Source organism: Haloferax gibbonsii (assembly GCF_001190965.1).
Classification (GTDB): domain Archaea; phylum Halobacteriota; class Halobacteria; order Halobacteriales; family Haloferacaceae; genus Haloferax; species Haloferax gibbonsii.
Genome location: NZ_CP011947.1, coordinates 174527 through 189045, shown reverse-complemented (window position 1 = coordinate 189045; position 14519 = coordinate 174527). Strand labels below are relative to the sequence as shown.

Here is a 14519-nt window from a genome sequence, read left to right as displayed (position 1 = left end):
AAGCCACGGGGGCGTCCGCTCCCGAGCCCTAGTGGAATGCTTCGATTCCCGTCAGGTCCGCGCCGAGGACGAGCGTGTGGATGTCGTCGGTCCCCTCGTAGGTGTAGACGGTCTCGATGTTCTCCATGTGGCGCATCGGCGAGTAGTCGGTCGTGATGCCGTTGCCGCCGAGCATCTCGCGGGCGGTTCGGGTCACCTCGCGGGCGACGCGGACGTTGTGGCGCTTCGCCATCGACACCTGCTGGTGTCGCAGGTCGCCGCGCTCTTTGAGGTCGGCGAGGCGGTGGGCCATCAACTGCGCGTTCGTTATCTGGGTCGCCATCTCGGCGAGTTTGCCCTGCTGGAGTTGGAACCGCGCGATCGGCCCGCCGAACTGGTCGCGGTCCTTCGCGTACTGGCGGGCGTCCTCGAAGGCGTCGCGGGCCGCGCCGACGACGCCCCACGCGATGCCGAACCGCGCCTGCGTGAGACACGAAAGCGGCCCCTTCATCCCCTCGACGCCGGGGAGTACGTCCTCCTCGGGAACGCGCACGTCGTCGAGGCCGATTTCGCCCGTGACCGACGCGCGCATCGAGAGTTTCCCCTCGATTTTGTTCGTCGTCACGCCGTCGCGGTCGGTCTCGACGAGGAACCCGCGGACCGGCGACCCCTCGGCCGACACGTCGCGCGCCCAGACGACCGCCACGTCCGCGATGGGCGAGTTCGTAATCCACGTCTTCGAGCCGTTGAGGACGTAGCCGTCGGCGTCGCGCTCGGCGCGGGTCTCCATCCCCGACGGGTCCGAGCCGTGTTGCGGTTCGGTCAGGCCGAAACAGCCGACCGCCTCGCCCGACCCGAGTTTCGGAAGCCACCGCTGTTTCTGCTCGTCGGAGCCGTAGGCGTGGATGGGGTAGATGACGAGCGACCCCTGCACGCTCGCCATCGACCGGAGGCCGGAGTCGCCGGCTTCGAGTTCCTGCATCAGGAGGCCGTAGGCGCGCTCGCCGAGGCCGGGGAGGCCGTATCCGTCGAGGTTGGGCGCGTAGAAGCCGAGTTCGCCCATCTGCGGGATGAGTTCGGTCGGGAACGTCCCGGCCTCGTAGTGCTCGCCGATGTCGGGTTTGACCTGCTCGTCGACGAAGCGGCGGGCCTCGTCGCGGACGAGTTTCTCTTCGCCGGTCAGGTCGCCCTCCAATCCCAGATAATCGAGCATGATAGACCCTGCGACCGGCGCGGTGAAAAGCGATTCGCTCGGTCGATATTCGGGGGAGACGGACGACCGAAAAGTCGGTGACGAAAGCGGGTCGGGCGCGGCTCGGCGGCGGGACGGGCGCGGCTCGGCGGCGGCTCGGATGCGGCTCGGGTACGACTCGAAAACAGCTCGCGACCGCGACTGTCGGAACGTTCAGGCCGCCGATTCGACCGACCCCGCGTTCGTCCGGTTGACGTAGGTGACGAAGTTGTCGAACAGGCGCTTGGCCTCGCAGGCGGCGGCGTAGTTCTCCGGCGTGATGCCGTCGATGACCGACCGAAGCCGCTCGTCGGGGAGGAAGTCCTTCTGCCTCGCGATGGCCTCGGCGGTGTCGGTGTCGTACTCGGGGTGGAACTGGACGCCGAAGGCGTGGCTCCGGCGGAACGCGTGGACGCCGAACTCGTTTTGGGCGAGGAGTTCCGCGCCCGGCGGGAGTTCGCTCACCCGGTCGCCGTGGGAGGTGAAGACGGTGAAGCGCTCGCCGATACCGGCGAGGATGTCGTCCTCGTCGTCGGCGCGGGTACGCTCGATTTCGTTGTAGCCGAGTTCGAACTCGCCCATGTCCTCGACGGTGCCGCCGAGGGCCGCCGCGACGACCTGGTGGCCGAAACAGACGCCCAAGAGGGGGAGGCCGCGCTCGTCGGCGTCGGCGACCCACGACACGAGGTTCCGAATCCACGCCTCGTCCCAGTAGACCGACGACGACGAGCCGGTGATGACGACGCCGTCGTAGTCGAAGTGGTCGGGGAGGCGGCCGTCGGTCACGTCGAACTCGACGAGGTCGGCGTCGAGTTCGCGCCTGAAGTTTCGGAACGTGCTCGAATCGCCGTGGGAGGCGTCCAAGAACGCGAGTCGCGGGCGGGTCATCGTGGAGAGACAGTCGGTGCGGCTCTAAAGAAGTTGCGCCCGGAACGCTCTCTGCCGGCACCTGGGACGGGGGGCGTCGGCGACGAACCCGGAGCGAACGCGACGGAGCGCCGCTCAGTCGTCGTCGAGCGATTCGAGAAAGGAGACGAGCGCGTCGTTGACGAGCCGCGACCGCTCGACGGTGACGAGGTGTCGCGCGCCCGCGAACGACTCGAACTCGCCGCGCGGGAGTCCCTCGGCCAGCGCGCGTCCCCCCTCGACCGGCCAGACCGGGTCGTCGCCGCCGTGGAGAACGAGCGTCGGAACCGTCACCTCGTAGAGCGGACCGGCGTCGTAGTCGGCGACGGCGGCGGCCTGCGCCGCCCACGCCTCGGGGTCGGCGTCTTCCCGTTCGCGCCACGAGACGAGTTGCTCGACCACGTCCGGCTGTTCCGCCCGAAACTCCTCGGAGAGCGCCGGCGCGAGCGACTCGCGGAGCGCGGCCGGGTCGTCGGGCGCGGCGGAGAGCGGTTCGGGGTCGATTTCCGCGCCCGAGGCGGCGGTGCCGACGAGGACGAGGCTCCGAACGCGGTTCGTCGTCCGCGCGGCCTCCAGCGCGACCAGCCCGCCGAGGCCGAACCCGACGAGGTGGGCCTTCCTGACGTTCGCGTCCGCGAGGACGGCAACGAGGTCGGAGACGAGCGTCTCGACCGAGTACGGCCCCGCGGGGGCGTCGGAGCGGCCGGCCCCGCGGAGGTCGGTCACGAGGCTCTCGTAGGGGCCGGCGACGGCGGCGTGCTGCCAGCCCCACTGCCACGCGCCGTAGCCCGCGTCGCCGACGAAGGCGACCGTCTCGCCGTCGCCCTCGCTGTCGTAGTACAGTTCGACCCCGTCCGCGACTGCCGTGGGCATACCGGGGGCTCGGCGGGCGAGCGACTTAGGGCGTCCGTCTCGCGGACGCGGGGAACGCGGAAACGAAATCGAAAGCGAACTCGCGTCGGTCGCGCGGCCGACTCAGGCGTTCAGGACCGCGCGGAGCACGTCGGGAGCCTCGTCGAGCGCGTCGTCGAGCGCGTCCACGTCGGGGCCGCCGCCCTGCGCGAAGTCCGCGGGGCCGCCGCCGCCGCCGCCGACCTTCCCGGCGAGTTGGCCGACGACCTGCCCGGCGTTGACGCCGACGCCGTCGGGAACGCCGACGACGAACTGGGCGCTCCCGCCCGCGGCGGAGCCGAGGACGGCGACTTTGCCCTCCTCGACCAGCGCGTTGGCGGTCGCGCGGAGTTCGTCCGCGTCGCCGTCGAGGCGCTGGACGACGGCGGGCGTCCCGTCGATGTCGATTTCGTCGGCCCCCGCCGCGGCGCGCGCCTCGGCGAGTTCCGTCTTCAGGCGGTCGATGGTCTTACCGCGCTCTTTCCACTCGGTGAAGAAGCGCTCCGCCGTCTCGGGCACGTCCGCGGGGTTCACGTCGAGCACGTCGGCCGCGCCGTACAGCGCGTCCTCGGTGCGCTGGGTGGCCTCGATGGCCGCGTCGCCCGCCGCGAAGACGACGCGCTCGACGCCGTCCTGAACGGGCTCCGTCGTCAGCACCTTGATGACCCCGATGTCGCCGGTGCGCTTGACGTGGGTGCCGCCGCAGGCCTGCACGTCGGTACCGACGTGGATGAGGCGAATCTGCTCGCCCGGCGGGATACCACCCTGATAGAGGTCGAAACCGTACTTCTTCTCGGCGTCGCGGCGGTCCGGCCACTCCTGTTTGACCGGGATGTTCCGCATCACGAGTTCGTTGGCGACGCGCTCTATCTGCTTGACCTCCTCGCGGGTGATGCGCTCGTAGTGGGTCACGTCGAGCCGCGAGCGGTCGACGCCCTTCGACGCGCCGGCCTGCCGGATGTGGTCGCCGAGGACCGTCCGGATGGCGTGGCCGATGACGTGGGTCGCCGTGTGGTGGCGCATGAGCCGACGGCGGCGTTCGGCGTCGAGCTGACCGCGGACGAACTCGCCCTTGCCGGGGTCGTCGTCAGTGCGGTGGAGCACCACGTCGCCCGCTATCTGCACGTCGGTCACCTCGACCGTCGCGTCGTCGGTGGCGAGCGAGCCGTGGTCGGCGGGCTGGCCGCCGCCTTCGGGGTAGAACATCGTCTGGTCGAGGACCACGTCGTAGCCCTCCTCGCGCTCGAACACGTCGAGGACGACGGCCTCGAACTCGGTGCGCTCCTGGTCGTCGTAGTAGAGCTTGTCCGTCGCCGGCAGGTCGCCGAGGCGGTCGTCGCGCTCCGCGGCCTCGTCCTCGCCGTCGACCTGTTCGTGGCGGTCGGCGACGAGCGAGTAGAAGTCGTCGGGGATGTCGACGGTCGCGCCGCGCTCCTCGGCGATTTCCTGCACCATGTCGGGCTGGATGCCGTGGGAGTCGTACAGCTCGATGAGCTCGTCGAGCGGTATCGGCTCGTCCTTGTCGGCGTACTCGTCGGCGAGCTGCTGGACCTTCCGGGAGCCGCGTTCGAGCGTCTTTCTGTACTTGCGCTCCTCGCTGCGGACGATGTCGCGGATGGTGTCGCGGTTCTGGTAGTCGAGGCGCTCGGCCTGCATGTCCACGAGCTCGTCGAGCGGGGCGTCCACGCCGAGGTTGTCCACGAGGCGCTTGGTGCGCCGGAGGACCATGCGGGCGAGGTAGCCCGTCCCGACGTTCGAGGGGACGATGCCGTCGCCGAACATGTACGCGAGGGTGCGGCAGTGGTCCGCGATGGCGTAGATGTCTTCGAGCGGGCGGAGCAGGGCCGTGAGTTCGGCCTCGTCGACGCCGAGTTCGCCCGCGACACCGGCGCGCGCGGTTGCGAGGTCGTCGATTTCGTCGATGTCGAGGTGGCCCGAGAGCTTCGCCGCGCGGTGGATGAGTTCCTCCTCCTCGTCGGTGTGTTCGATGCCGACGTTGTCCTTCAGGAACTCTATCATGTCGGGGTAGACGGCCTCGTACACCGTCGGCGTCCCCTGGGACACCCACGTCCACCGTTCGAGCCCGTAGCCGGTGTCGACGATGTAGGTGTCCATCGGCGAGTAGGTGTTGCCGTCCTTGAGTTCGTACTCGCCGTCCGGGTCCTGCTTCATCGACATGAAGACGAGGGTGGCGAGTTCGGCGCCGCGGTAGAGGACTTCGAAGGCCGGTCCGGCGTTGCCGCCGCCGACCCACGGGTCCTCGATGTAGGTGATTTCGGAGATGTCCGCGCCGAGCGACTCGAAGAACTCGTCGCAGAGGCGGACCGTCTCGTCCTTCCAGTAGACCTCGCCCTCGTAGGCGTACTTGTCGCCGGCCTCCTCGCGGGCGTTGAACGCGTGGTGGGCCATCATCTCGAACGCCATCGTGTGGCGGCCGGTCTTGCCCACGTTGTCGATGTCCTGCATCCGGATGCAGGGCTGGGAGACGGTCAGCGGGTTGGCCGGCGGCGGCGTCTCGCCGGACGTGACGAGCGGCTGGAAGTCGTAGATAGATGCCTGCGTCAAGAGCACGTCGTCGCGCCAGCGGTTCGCGGCGACCGGGTAGGGGTCGATGCGCTCGTGGTCGTGCTCCTCGAAGAAAGAGAGGAACTTCTCGCGCATCTCTTCGAGAGTGTACTCCTCGTCGAAGCCGGGGTTGTCGATGAAGGTGTAGTCGTCGGCGGGCGGTTCACCGCAGGTCTCGCGGTCGGGGTCTCGTGTCCAGAAGTGGACGCCCGTCACGGGGCACTGCTTCCGGTAGAAGCCCTCCTCCTCGAAGTAGTCGAGGCGGTACTCCGCTTCGAGTTCGCTCATTGCCAAACTCTGGTCTACCGTCGGGTAAAACAGTTCCGGGAAATGGGCGCAGACGCCCGATTCCCCTCAATTTCGCCCGCACGGGCCGTGTCGTTCTTTTCCCTCCCGAGCCAACGAGGAGTATGGAACTCGCCTCGCTCCGTCGGCGACCGGCGGTCGAACTGCTCGCGTGGGTCGTCCTCGCGCAACTCGCGGGCGCCGTGGGGAGCGTCTTCACCGTGACCGCCATCGGGTCGTGGTACGCGACGCTCGCCCGCCCGTGGTTCGCCCCGCCGAACTGGGTGTTCGGCCCGGTCTGGGTGACGCTGTTCGCCCTGATGGGCGTCGCCGCGTGGCTCGTCTCCCGGAGCGACCACCCCCGCCGCGAGCGGGCGCTCGCCGTCTTCGTCGGTCACCTCGTCGTCAACGTCGCGTGGTCGGCGGCGTTCTTCGGACTGCAGTCGCCCGCGCTCGGCCTCGCGGTCATCGCGGTCCTCATCCTCGCGATTCTGGCGACGATGCGCGAGTTCGACGCCGTCGACCGACGCGCCGCCGCGCTCTTGGTCCCCTACCTCCTGTGGACGTGTTTCGCCACCGCGCTCAACTACGGCTTCTGGTCGCTAAACTGAGTAATCCGGTACGGCGTTCCGGCCACGGCCCCGACGCGAACGACGCACGGCGCGTTCTTGGTGATTGGAAACATGCCGCAACGATTATAGTTCTCGTTGTCGTTCGATAGGGAGACTGCCGTGCACGTGACGGAACCAACGGTTTTCGTGGACGACGACTTCGACGATATCGACCTCGGCGACGGGGTCACGGTGGCGTCAACGAGTGACGAGAACGACCCGTCCGACGCCGCCTGCGTCGTCGTCACGGACCCCGACGCGCCGGTCCCCGACGACGTGCCGACCATTCTGTACACCGACGTCCCGCCAGCGACTGTCGAGCGGCCCGAGCGGTTCGACGCCTACGTCAGCCGCGGCGACCGCTCCGGGCTCGAATCGCAGGTTCGATGGGTGCTCGCGTCGACCGCCGACAGAGACGCCGAAGCGGTGGCGACGGCCCGAAACGACGCCGAGTGGGACCGGCTCAAGCGGCTCTACGAGGGGACGACGGACCTCATCACGGCCGAGACGGTCGACGAACTCTACGAGCGCGCCATCGGCCTCACGGAGCACATCCTCGAGTTCGACAACACCTCGTTTTTCGTCCACGACGGGGACGACTTCTACGTCGCCGCCAACAACGACGACATGGCCGGGACGGGGCCGATTCCCTCGGACACGGGCCTGCTCGGGGAGACGCACCGGACCAAACGCTCGTTTCTCGTGGACGACGTGCGCGACCACCCCGAGGCCGACCCCGACGACCCCGCCTACCGCTCGGCGGTGAGCGTCCCGCTGGGCGACGACGGCGTGTTTCAGGCCATCTCCAACGAGGTCGGCGCGTACGACGAGACCGACCTCACGCTGGCCGAACTCCTCGTGTCCTACGTCTCCGAGACGCGGAGCCGAATCGAGTCCGAGGCCGCGCTTCGACAGAGCCGCGAGCAGATAGAGCGACTCCACCGGGGAGCCACCGAACTGGCCGCGGCGACGAGCCTCGACGAACTGTTCGAGCGGACCGTCGAAATCACGGACGACATCCTCGAGTTCGACATCAGCTACGTGGGCGTCGTCGAGGGCGACTACATCGTTCCGGCGGCCATCTCGTCCGACGCGCCGGCCGACGGCGCGGAGCGCGTCCCCCTCGACGACGGGGGCATCGCGGCCGAGGTGTACCTGTCGGGGGAGACGGACATCACCGACGACGTGCGCGACCACCCCGAGGCGCGGCCGGTCAAGCGGATGTACCGCGCGGTCCTGAGCGTCCCCATCGGGGACCTCGGCGTCTTTCAGGCGACGACGTTCACGCCCGGCGCGTTCGACGAGCGAGACGCGGAACTGACGGAACTCCTCATGGCGCACGTCGCGGTCACTGCCGAGCGCATCCGCGCGGAATCGCGGCTCAGGGAGGAACGCGACCGCTCGACCGCGCTGTTCGAACACGTCTCCGACGCCGCCGTCGCCTACGACGTCGAGGGCGGCGCGCTCACCGTCCGCGACGTGAATCGGGCGTTCCAGTCGATTTTCGGCTACGACGCCGACGACGTGGTCGGAAGCGACCTGCTCGGGCGAATCGTCCCGCCGGAGCCCGACCCAGACCCGGTGCCCGAACCGGGCGCGGACGAAACCATCCCCGAACTTCTCGTCGCCGCCGGCGAAAGCTACCGCGGCGAGGTCCGCCGTCGGACCGACGGCGGCGTCCGCGAGTTCATCCTGAACGTCGTCCCGCTGTCGCCCGGCGAAGAGCGCGGGTCGGGGTACGCCATCTACACCGACATCACGGAGCGGAAGACCCGCGAAAGCGAGCTAGAGCGACAGAACGAGCGATTGGAGGAGTTCGCGAACATCGTGAGCCACGACCTGCGGAACCCGCTTTCGGTCGCCCGCGGGAACCTCGACCTCGCCCGCGAGACCGGCGAGGAGTCGCGGTTCGATACGGCCAAGCGGGCGCTCGAACAGATGGAAGAGCTCATCGACGACCTCCTGTCGCTCGCCCGCCGCGGCCAACTGGTCGACGAGACCGAACGCGTGGACCTCGCGAGCGTCGCCCGGCAGGCGTGGGCGACGACCGAGACCGCGGACGCCGAGTTAGTCACCTGCCAGTCGGTCGTCGTCGACGCCGACGAGGACCGCCTCGCCGAACTGCTCGCGAACCTCTTTCGGAACGCGGTCGAACACGCCGGAAGCGACGTTCGCGTCGAGGTCGGCGGCGTCGACGGCGGCTTCTACGTCGAAGACGACGGCCCCGGCATCGACCCCGAGCGCCGCGACGAGGTGTTCGAGCCCGGCGAGACGACCGGCGACGACGGCATCGGCTACGGGCTCGCAATCGTTGAATCCATCGCCGAGGCCCACGGCTGGTCGGCTATCGTGACCTCGGGGACGGCGGGCGGCGCGCGCTTCGAGTTCCGGGCGTGAGGCGAAAACGAGGAGAGACCGGGGAGCGCGGCGGCCGGCGCGGCCGGTTCGGTCCAGTTCGATTCAGTTCAGTTCGGGTCAGTTCTGCGAGAGCGCGAGCGACGCGAGGAGCGCTTCGAGTTGGACCTGCTCGTTCGCGCCCTCGGAGATGCGGTAGTCGGCCTCGCCGATGCGCTCCATGAGGCGGACGGCCTCGCGCTCGTCGAGGTCGAACTCCCAGACGGAGCGGTGAAGCTGGTCGATGATGTCGCCGCCGGCCATCCCGGTGTCGACGATGAGCGTCTCTAACTGCTTGCGCGCGGTCGTGAACTCGCCGTCGATGGCGGCCCGGACCATCTCCTCGATGTCCTCCGGGCGGGCCGTCGAGGTGATCATGTAGACGGCCTCTTCGTCGACGACCTCGCCGGTCGTCGCGGCGGCCTGCAGGGAGTTGATGGCGCGGCGCATGTCGCCGCCGGCGGCGTAGACGAGCGCGTCGAGGCCGTCCTCGGTGACCTCGATGTCCTCGGCCGCGGCGATGTCGCGGACCTGCTCCGCGACGGCGTCGTCGCCGAGCGGGGAGAAGCGGAACACCGCACAGCGCGACTGGATGGGGTCGATAATCTTCGAGGAGTAGTTACACGAGAGGATGAAGCGCGTGTTGTCGGAGAACTGCTCCATCGTCCGGCGGAGCGCCGACTGGGCGTCGTTCGTCAGCGAGTCCGCCTCGTCGAGGAAGATGACGCGGTAGTCGTGGCCGCCGAACGACGAGCGCGCGAAGTTCTTGATGCGGTCGCGGACCACGTCGATGCCGCGCTCGTCGGAGGCGTTGAGTTCGAGGAAGTTGCCGCGCCAGTCGTCGCCGTAGATGGCGCGGGCGATGGCGGTCGCGGAGGTGGTCTTGCCGACGCCCGCCGGTCCCGCGAACAGGAGGTGCGGCAGGTCGTCGCGCTCGATGTAGCTCCGCAGGCGCTCGACGATGTCGTCCTGTCCGTAGACGTCGTCGAAGGTCTGCGGTCGGTACTTCTCGATCCAGATCTCACGACCCGCCGGGGCGTCGCCCGACTCCGCGGCCTCGCTCATATCCGTTCTACCGACCGCCCCGCACATAAACCGTGCGAGACGGAGAGCGCCCCCGGGCGACGCCGAGCCGACGGACTGAAACCCGCGCCCGACCCACGAGCGACCATGAACGTGACCGTCGAGGTCGTCGGCGAGGAGACCAGCGAGGTCGCCGTCGGCGACGACGGGACCTACGCGGACCTCGTGCGGGCGGTGGACCTCAGTCCCCACGAGGTGACCGTCCTCGTCGACGGCCGCCCCGTCCCCGAAGACCAGCCCGTCGAAGTCGACCGCGTGAAGGTGCTCCGCCTCATCAAGGGCGGGTAGTCGGCGGCATGGACGACACCGCTGAGGCCGACGATACCGCCGAGAGCGACGATACCCAGAGCGACGACGGAGTCCGCGTCCGCGAGGGCGACCCCGAGGAACTGGTGGCCGTGATGCGCGTCCTCGACGCCGGACTGCTCGAAGCCGACGCGGGCGACGTCCGCGACCGACTGGCGGCGGGCGACTGTCTCGTCGCCGAGGCGTCCGGCCGCGTCGTCGGCGCGCTGGCGCTCGACGGCGACTACATCGAGGCCGTGGCAACCTCCCCGAGTCGACGCGGGCGGGGCGTCGGAACCGCGCTCGTCCGGGCGGCGTTCGGCCGTCGGGGGCGACTCGTCGCCGACTTCGACGGGGGCGTCCGACCGTTCTACGAGTCGCTCGGGTTCGACATCGAGGCGCGGGATGGGGATGGAGGTGAGGACGCGGAAGCGGCCGCAGACACCGGCGTGGGCGACGACCGGTTTCGCGGCGTCCTGCGGGACGAGTAACGGACCCGATGATTGGTAGGTGTTACCAACCGACACAGATTTAGCCGCCGGTCGTCAAGGGTTAGGGAGTCAAGCCCATGGCAAAGCGTGACCGGAGCGACCGTATCCTGACCGACTGGGACCGCGTGTTCGACGCGCTCTCCGACCCGTCGCGCCGCTACGTGTTGGAGTACCTCCACGACCGGGCGGAGCCGACGTCGGTCTGGGACCTCGCGGTCGCCCTCGCGGTTCGGACGACCGACCTGCCGCCCGACGAGGTGGACGTGCAGGTCGTCCAGCAGGCCGAGGTCGGAATCGTCCACGTCCACCTGCCGAAGCTTCAGGCCGCGGACCTCGTCGAGGCCGCGGGAGACGGCGTCTCTCTGACCGAGCACGCGGAGACGCTCCCGCTTTTCACGCCGGCGTACCGCGGGGTCGTCAGACCCGTCGGCGACGAAGAAGAGACGAGAGAGCCCTGAAAACGGCCGCTCAGACGAGCGGTTCGACGAGTTCGCGGCCGGCTTCGAGGAGCGACGAGACCGCGTCTTCGCTCCCGGCCTCGGCGTAGACGCGCATCTTCGGCTCCGTGCCCGAGGGGCGGACGAGGAGCCACGAGCCGTCTTCTAAGAGCAGTTTGAAGCCGTCGAGCGTGACGACCTTGGCGATGTCGCGGCCGGCGACCGTCTCGGGGAGCACGTCCTCGAGGTCGTCGATGACGCGCGCCTTCTCGGAGTCGGGGCAGGCGACGCTTATCTTGTCGGCGACGATTTCGCCGTGTTCGGCCTCGATGCGGTCGAGGCGGGCGTCGAAGTCCTCCTCGGCGGTCGCGGCCGCCGCGAGCAGGCCCATGAGGACGCCGTCCTTCTCGCGGACGTGCCCGCGGACGGAGAAGCCGCCGGACTCCTCGCCGCCCATGAGCGCGTCGTGCTCGCGCATGCCGTCGGCGACCCACTTGAAGCCGACCGCGGTCTCGAACACCTCCTCGCCGTGGGCCTCGGCGATGCGGTCGATGAGGAACGTGGTCGAGACGGTCCGGATGGCCGGCCCGGAGTCGGATTCGAGCAGGTAGTCGTAGACGGCGGCGAAAAAGAGGTTCTCGTCGAGGACGCCGCGGTCGGGCGTGGCGATGCCGATGCGGTCGGCGTCGCCGTCGTTGGCGACCCCGAGGTCCGCGTCGTGTTCGGCCATCGCCTCGGCGAGGCCTTCGAGGTTCTCCGCGGAGGGCTCCGGCGAGATGCCGCCGAAGTCGGCGTCGCGCTCGCAGCGCAGGCGGACGACCTCCGCGCCGGCGGCTTCGAGCAGCGCGTCGGTGACGCCGCGGCCGCTGCCGTGCATGGCGTCGTAGACGACCGTGAGGTCCGAGAGGTCGTCGCCGACGAGGTCCATCGCGTGGTCGGCGTGCGGGGAGACCACGTCGACGCGCTCGATGGTCCCGCGTTCGGACTCGGGTAGGAGGTCCGGTTCGGCGAGTCGCTCGGCGACCGCGTCGGTCACGTCGGGGAGCGCCGGCGCGCCGTCCGAGGGGATGAACTTCACGCCGTTGTACTCCGGCGGGTTGTGCGAGGCCGTGACCATGAGCGCCCCCGAGAGGCCGCGCTCGGCGATGGCGTAGGCGACGAGCGGGGTCGGGCAGTCCCGCTCGGGCAGGAGCACGTCGAAACCGTTGCCGGCGACGACCTCGGCGAGCGACTCCGCGAAGCCGGGCGAGGTCTCGCGGGCGTCGTAGCCGACGAGCACCGGGGCGGTGAAGCCCTCGTCGGCGAGGTAGTCGGCGACGGCCTGTCCGACGACGCGGACGCGGTCGTCGGTGAAGGTGTCCAGCGTGGCGCGCCACCCGTCGGTCCCGAATGAGATTTCGTCCATACGCGCACCACTCCGCGGCGGGGCAAAAAACTACGTTACGAGCCGACGGGTGCGGGGGCGTGCCGCGGCGGTCCGACGAGGGCACAGCCGACCGCGACGCGGTCCCGGTTCGCTCACGACTCGACGAGCCGCTGTTTCTCCCGGCGGCGGAGCTGTTTTATCTCGTACTCCCGGGACATGGCCGCCGACTTCGAGTCGAACTCCTCGACGTGGACGAGTTCGACCGGCGTCCGGCCGCGGGTGTACTTCGCGCCCTCGCCAGCGTCGTGTTCCGCGACGCGTCGCTCCACGTCGGTCGTGTACCCGGTGTACAGCGAGCCGTCGCTGCACTCGATGACGTAGACGAAGTGCACGAGAGAATGGTTCAGGGGCGCGGGTATGAACCCACCGCCCGACCTCGTGCACGAGGTGTTGGCTTCGCGTGGTGGTCTTTTCTCGCTTCAGTGGTCATGCGGTGCGGGCACGCTGCCGAGCGACCTCCGCGATACCCGCGTTCGCCGAGCAGTTGGGGCAGGCGAGAACCTGACCGTCCTTGTCGGCGAACACGCGTGCGAAGCGCTCGGAGACGTGTGACCCGCAGTGGTCACAGACTGGCATTGTTGCGGTCCGGCAGCCACCAAGCCGGTGTATGACATACAGTACCCCACCCATATGAGGGCTTCGCGCGTGTGCGTACGCACGCGAAATCGCGCACGACCACGAGGTGGAGAATAACGTCCAGTCAGGCGTCGTCGTCGCGGGCGTCCGAGACCGCGCGGGCGATGAGTCCGGCCTGCGCGCCGGCGATGTAGCCGGCGTCGACGTTCACCGCGGAGAGCACGGTACAGGACTGGAGCATCCCGAGGACGGCCGCCTCGCCGTCGCCGCCGTGGCCGTAGCCCGTCGAGACGGGCAGTCCGATGACGGGCGTGTCGACGAGGCCGGCGACGACGGTCGGCAGCGCGCCCTCGCGGCCGGCGGCGACGACGACCACGTCGGCCTCGCGGAGCGTGTCGAGGTTGTCGAGCACGCGACCGAGGTGGGCGACCCCCACGTCCTCGATGCGTTCGACGTCCACGCCCATCTCGCGGAGGACCGCGGCCGCCTCGCCCGCGGCCTCGGCGTCGGAGGTGCCGCCGGTGGCGATGGCGACGGTCGCGTCGAGGTCGGGGCGCTCGAAGTCCGGCGCGGCCGCGACGACGGTCTTCGCCCGGGCGTCGCGGTCGATATCGGCGTCCGGGAGGGCGTCGGCGACGGCCTCCGCGTGAGCGGTGTCGGCCCGGGTGACGAGCGCCCGACCGCTCGTTTCGACCGCCGCGACGGCCAGCGTCGCCGTCTCGTCGGGCGTCTTCCCCTCCGCGAGAATCGCTTCGGGGACGCCGCGCCGCGTCTCTCGGGCGGCGTCGAACCGTCCCGCGTCGGTCGTCGCGTAGCCGGAGAGTCGTACCTCCGCCTCGGCGGGCGAGAGCGAACCGTCCGCGACCGCCTCCAAGATGTCGCGCATATGGCCGCACGTTGGCCCGAGGCGTACTCATACCCGTCGTTCCGCCCTCGCGGGGATAAAGCATATATAAGTGGAGATTGTTCCTCGGAAATCCGTCCTCATAGAAGCGCCATAACCCCCAAATCCGGCGGTATTAACGTCCAATATAGGAAAGTTTATTAAAGGAGAATTGGTAGGACATTCTGTATGGCAGACCTCATTGTCAAGGCAGCCGTCAAGGAAGCGCTCAAGGACAAGAACGTGGCCTCGGACTTCTACGACGCTCTCGACGAGGAAGTCAAGGAGCTTCTCGAAGACGCTGCTCGCCGCGCTGAGCAGAACGACCGTAAGACGGTCCAGCCCCGCGACCTGTAAACTCGGTCTTTAGACCTCTCGTTCTTTTATCGCCGGCCGGTGAGCCCCGGTTGTGTCCCGCGAAGCGAGTCGACTCGTCCCGTGAGCCGCGCCGGTCGAAGGCGTCCGTTCGAGCGCCG

At 69.2% G+C, this 14519-nt stretch carries 15 protein-coding genes; 6 read left to right on the top strand and 9 right to left on the bottom strand.

Annotated features, from left to right (window positions below; all coding sequences use genetic code 11):
- Positions 1-28: 28 nt before the first annotated feature.
- The 4 genes from ABY42_RS00990 to alaS form a co-directional block, all read right to left on the bottom strand.
- Positions 29-1192 (bottom strand): acyl-CoA dehydrogenase family protein, encoded by a 1164-nt coding sequence (locus ABY42_RS00990; RefSeq protein ID WP_050458478.1) that lies wholly within the window; start codon positions 1190-1192, stop codon positions 29-31.
- Positions 1193-1384: 192 nt separating this feature from the next.
- Complete coding sequence (locus tag ABY42_RS00985) at positions 1385-2098, bottom strand: type 1 glutamine amidotransferase (protein WP_050458477.1); 714 nt, start codon at positions 2096-2098, stop codon at positions 1385-1387.
- 114 nt (positions 2099-2212) lie between these two features.
- On the bottom strand, positions 2213-2989 hold the full coding sequence (locus ABY42_RS00980) for an alpha/beta fold hydrolase (RefSeq protein ID WP_004973817.1): 777 nt from the start codon (positions 2987-2989) through the stop codon (positions 2213-2215).
- 102 nt (positions 2990-3091) lie between these two features.
- A complete protein-coding gene (gene alaS / locus ABY42_RS00975; protein ID WP_004973818.1) occupies positions 3092-5860 on the bottom strand; it encodes an alanine--tRNA ligase in 2769 nt (922 codons plus the stop codon).
- Between the two features lie 122 nt (positions 5861-5982).
- Here alaS and ABY42_RS00970 point away from each other — a divergent pair, with 122 nt between their 5' ends.
- Together ABY42_RS00970 and ABY42_RS00965 are read left to right on the top strand one after the other, a co-directional pair.
- The gene (locus tag ABY42_RS00970; protein ID WP_004973820.1) at positions 5983-6468 is read left to right on the top strand and encodes a TspO/MBR family protein; all 486 of its coding nucleotides are present in this window, start codon (positions 5983-5985) and stop codon (positions 6466-6468) included.
- Between the two features lie 147 nt (positions 6469-6615).
- Complete coding sequence (locus ABY42_RS00965; RefSeq protein WP_193492841.1) at positions 6616-8865, top strand: GAF domain-containing protein; 2250 nt, start codon at positions 6616-6618, stop codon at positions 8863-8865.
- A gap of 78 nt (positions 8866-8943) precedes the next feature.
- On the opposite strand, the gene ABY42_RS00960 is transcribed toward ABY42_RS00965, so the two are convergent.
- Complete coding sequence (locus ABY42_RS00960; protein WP_004973825.1) at positions 8944-9927, bottom strand: replication factor C small subunit; 984 nt, start codon at positions 9925-9927, stop codon at positions 8944-8946.
- Positions 9928-10032: 105 nt separating this feature from the next.
- On the opposite strand from ABY42_RS00960, the gene samp2 reads away from it, so the two are divergent.
- From samp2 to ABY42_RS00945, 3 genes are all read left to right on the top strand, one after another.
- Complete coding sequence (gene samp2, locus ABY42_RS00955; protein WP_004065555.1) at positions 10033-10233, top strand: ubiquitin-like small modifier protein SAMP2; 201 nt, start codon at positions 10033-10035, stop codon at positions 10231-10233.
- A gap of 8 nt (positions 10234-10241) precedes the next feature.
- Entirely contained in the window at positions 10242-10721 is a 480-nt protein-coding gene (locus tag ABY42_RS00950; protein ID WP_050458475.1) for a GNAT family N-acetyltransferase, read from the top strand.
- Between the two features lie 77 nt (positions 10722-10798).
- Complete coding sequence (locus ABY42_RS00945) at positions 10799-11179, top strand: DUF7344 domain-containing protein (RefSeq protein WP_004973832.1); 381 nt, start codon at positions 10799-10801, stop codon at positions 11177-11179.
- A 10-nt stretch (positions 11180-11189) separates the two neighbouring features.
- Here the strand turns inward: ABY42_RS00945 and ABY42_RS00940 are convergent, their stop codons facing one another.
- From ABY42_RS00940 to larB, 4 genes are all read right to left on the bottom strand, one after another.
- Positions 11190-12563 (bottom strand): phosphoglucomutase/phosphomannomutase family protein, encoded by a 1374-nt coding sequence (locus ABY42_RS00940; protein ID WP_004973834.1) that lies wholly within the window; start codon positions 12561-12563, stop codon positions 11190-11192.
- 113 nt (positions 12564-12676) lie between these two features.
- Positions 12677-12916: a GIY-YIG nuclease family protein gene (locus ABY42_RS00935; protein ID WP_004973837.1), complete on the bottom strand. Its 240-nt coding sequence runs from the start codon at positions 12914-12916 to the stop codon at positions 12677-12679.
- A gap of 94 nt (positions 12917-13010) precedes the next feature.
- On the bottom strand, positions 13011-13160 hold the full coding sequence (locus tag ABY42_RS20155; protein ID WP_187367346.1) for a DUF7563 family protein: 150 nt from the start codon (positions 13158-13160) through the stop codon (positions 13011-13013).
- Positions 13161-13284: 124 nt separating this feature from the next.
- On the bottom strand, positions 13285-14046 hold the full coding sequence (larB, locus tag ABY42_RS00930; RefSeq protein WP_004973839.1) for a nickel pincer cofactor biosynthesis protein LarB: 762 nt from the start codon (positions 14044-14046) through the stop codon (positions 13285-13287).
- A gap of 186 nt (positions 14047-14232) precedes the next feature.
- Here larB and ABY42_RS00925 point away from each other — a divergent pair, with 186 nt between their 5' ends.
- Positions 14233-14400, top strand: coding sequence for a DUF1931 family protein (locus ABY42_RS00925; protein WP_004045310.1), 168 nt, complete (start codon positions 14233-14235; stop codon positions 14398-14400).
- Positions 14401-14519: the final 119 nt, after the last annotated feature.